This is a genomic window from Ruminococcus sp. B05, from assembly GCF_003628495.1.
GTDB classification, from domain to species: domain Bacteria; phylum Bacillota; class Clostridia; order Lachnospirales; family Lachnospiraceae; genus Schaedlerella; species Schaedlerella hominis.
This window is the reverse complement of record NZ_RBZR01000054.1, coordinates 1-3,238: the sequence shown is the minus strand read 5'-3', so window position 1 is coordinate 3,238 and position 3,238 is coordinate 1. Positions and strand designations below refer to the sequence as shown.

Here is a 3,238-nt window from a genome sequence, read left to right as displayed (position 1 = left end):
TACACGCTGGGAAATTAGACTGACATCTGGAGAGCCGGATACATCGAGAGGTGTAAGTCCGGTTCGGAGGGGAGTTCTCGGAAACCTGCCATAGTGATATGGTAAGGCGCTGGGTTCTTACCCTACTGTATTCGTCAATCGGTGCAATCCCATTTGCCACTATGAGCAACCGGGAATGGGGACAGATTGGCAGCAATTATTTAAGAGGATTGTTTGCACTGGCATTTCAGGGATTTTTTATCATGGTATGCGTGGGCATTTATTCTGTGCTGGTTGCAAACATACAGGTATCCGACAATGTGCATACGGCACTGCTCAGTGTAATGGCATATACAGTGATACTGTGTTTCAGTCTTATGAAAACAGCTAATTTCTCAAAGAGCATCTTTAATGCACACTAAATGTGGAAAAGGAGACGATGAAAATGGCTTTTGTATCAGTACCAAAAGATCTGACAAAAGTAAAAAATAAAATTATTCTCAACCTTACAAAACGACAGCTTATCTGCCTTGGTATTGCAGCGGCAGTAGGGCTTCCGTTTTATTTCCTGTCAAGGGAATTGATTGGTTCGAGTAATGCGGCAACCGGGATGTGTCTGTTGATGCTTCCGGCTTTTTTATTTGCTATGTATGAGAAAGATGGACTTCCTTTGGAGAAAGTCCTCAAAAACGTGATTACAGTAAAATTTATCCGTCCCCCGGTACGGAAATATGAGGTGGAAAACCTCTATGAAAAAAAGAAAATTTTGACAAAAGCGAAAGGAGGTACCGTTCGTGGAAAAATTAAGAAACGATAAGAATCTTCCAGAGCAGACAGAAGAATTTTCCCATCCGGATGACTGGTGGCTGGATGAAGAGGATTCTGCTGATGGTTTACCAGTGTTTGATCCGGACGAGGCAGAAAATTATGCAAAGGACAGACAGCGTTTGACGGGAGTACCGATGGTTACTGGGTATGAAGCACTGGAGCGACACCGAGGTGTTCGCAGACCAAGACGTAAATTAAGCAGACGGGAAAAACGTGCCTGGAAAAAAGCCCAGAAATATGAACTGAAATTACATAAGGCACACGAAAAGGAAGAGAAAAAACTTGCGAAGCAGGCGGCAAAACAGGCTGCTCGTGAAGAAAAGGCGGCACAGAAACAGGCAAAGAAAGAAGAAAAGCATAAAAAAAAGGCAAAGCCGCCGGGTTCTGTAAAATCCAGCGAGGAAAAAGGTGCTGCAAAGAAAATATCAAGCACGAATAAAGACAATAGAAATAAAGGGAAAAACATTACCGCACAGCAGTCCATCCCATATAGAGAAATGGGAAAAGACGGAATCTGTCGTGTGGAGGATGGGTATTATTCAAAGACGATTCGTTTTTATGATATCAACTATCAGTTAGCACAGAATGAGGATAAAAATGCAATTTTTGAGAACTGGTGTGATTTCCTGAATTATTTTGACAGCACCATCCATTTTCAGTTGTCCTTTATCAATCATCACAGCAACATGATGGAATATGAAGATGTGATCCGTATTAAAAAGCAGAATGACAGTTTTGATAATCTGCGTATGGAATTTGCCCAGATGCTTAGAAATCAGTTGGCAAAAGGAAATAATGGTCTTGTCAGAACCAAGTACATTACATTTGGAATTGAAGCTGACAATATCCGGGAAGCAAAACCAAAACTGGAACGTATTGAAACAGATATACTCAATAATTTTAAGGTTTTTGGGGTATCTGCGTATCCGTTAAATGGTGTAGAGCGTTTGCAGATCATGTATGAAACATTCAACCAGAATGTCAAAGTGCCATTCAGGTTCAGCTATGATGATATGCTGCGTACCGGGCTGAATACAAAGGATTATATTGCTCCATCCAGTTTCCTGTTCAAAAATGGAAAGGATTTTCAGATGGGAGATACCATCGGAGCAGTATCCTATCTGCAGATTCTGGCACCAGAGTTGACGGATAAAATGCTTGCTGAATTTCTGGAAATGGACTGTAACCTGCTTGTTAATCTGCATATTCAGTCCATTGACCAGATGAAAGCAATCAAATTGGTTAAAAGTAAGGTTACGGACATTAACCGCATGAAAATTGAGGAACAGAAAAAAGCGGTACGCTCCGGATATGATATGGATATTATTCCGTCTGATCTGAACACATATGGTGGAGAGGCGAAAAGGCTTCTGGAAGATTTACAGTCGAGAAATGAAAGAATGTTTCTTGTGACGGTTGTGTTTTTAAATACAGCAAAAAATAAACAGGAACTGGAAAATGTGGTATTCCAGACGGCAGGTATCGCACAGAAATATAACTGTGCATTAAAAAGACTGGACTATCAGCAGGAACAGGGCCTTATGAGCAGTTTGCCACTTGGAAGAAACTGGATTCCGATCAAGCGGGCATTGACTACCACATCGACAGCTATTTTTGTCCCATTTACAACGCAGGAACTGTTTATGGGCGGAGAATCTATTTATTATGGGTTAAATGCCCTGTCTAATAACCTGATTATGGCAGATCGGAAAAGGCTGAAGAATCCAAATGGGCTGATACTTGGTACTCCTGGATCTGGTAAATCCTTTGCAGCAAAAAGAGAGATTACCAATGTATTTATTGTCACAAAAGACGACATTATCATCTGTGATCCGGAGGGAGAATATTTTCCGTTAGTCCGGGCATTTAACGGGCAGGTTATCCGTATTTCTCCGACCAGTCATGATTACATCAATCCAATGGACATTAACATCAATTATGCGGATGATGACGATCCGCTATCTCTGAAATCAGATTTTATCCTTTCGCTTTGTGAACTGGTAGTAGGAGGGAAAAATGGTCTGGAACCAGTGGAAAAAACAATCATTGACCGATGTGTACGTCTGGTATATCAGGACTATCTTGCTGATCCAGTCCCGGAGAAAATGCCAATCCTGGAAGATTTATATAATCTGCTTCGCAAACAGGAAGAGGCAGAGTCGCAGAGGCTGGCAACTGCACTGGAAATCTATGTAAATGGTTCCCTGAAGGTGTTCAATCACCGCACAAATGTAGAACTGAATAATCGTCTGGTATGTTTCGATATTAAAGACCTTGGTAAACAGCTTAAAAAACTTGGCATGTTGATTGTTCAGGATGTGCGCTTTGTTTCTTGTTAATCTCCATAGAAATATGGAACAAAGCAAGACAGATTTCTAATGAAATCTGAACTCTATATTCGATTTGACAGGGGAAGTTCCTGTCTGACCCG

The 3,238-nt window shown here is 41.2% G+C and carries 1 protein-coding gene and 2 pseudogenes; all 3 read left to right on the top strand.

What is annotated here, in order from left to right:
- Positions 1–125: 125 nt before the first annotated feature.
- Positions 126–401, top strand: a pseudogene (locus D8Q48_RS16885) (hypothetical protein); the annotation flags it as partial.
- Positions 402–424: 23 nt separating this feature from the next.
- A complete protein-coding gene (locus D8Q48_RS16880; protein ID WP_121057381.1) occupies positions 425–796 on the top strand; it encodes a PrgI family protein in 372 nt (123 codons plus the stop codon).
- Positions 774–3,125: pseudogene (locus tag D8Q48_RS16875) on the top strand (DUF87 domain-containing protein); the annotation flags it as partial. The gene D8Q48_RS16880 and the pseudogene D8Q48_RS16875, both read left to right, overlap by 23 nt.
- Positions 3,126–3,238: the final 113 nt, after the last annotated feature.

What these genes read in the sequence shown, in the direction of transcription:
- D8Q48_RS16880 (WP_121057381.1), top strand. Translation starts at nt 425, where the DNA reads ATGGCTTTTGTATCAGTACCAAAAGATCTGACAAAAGTAAAAAATAAA.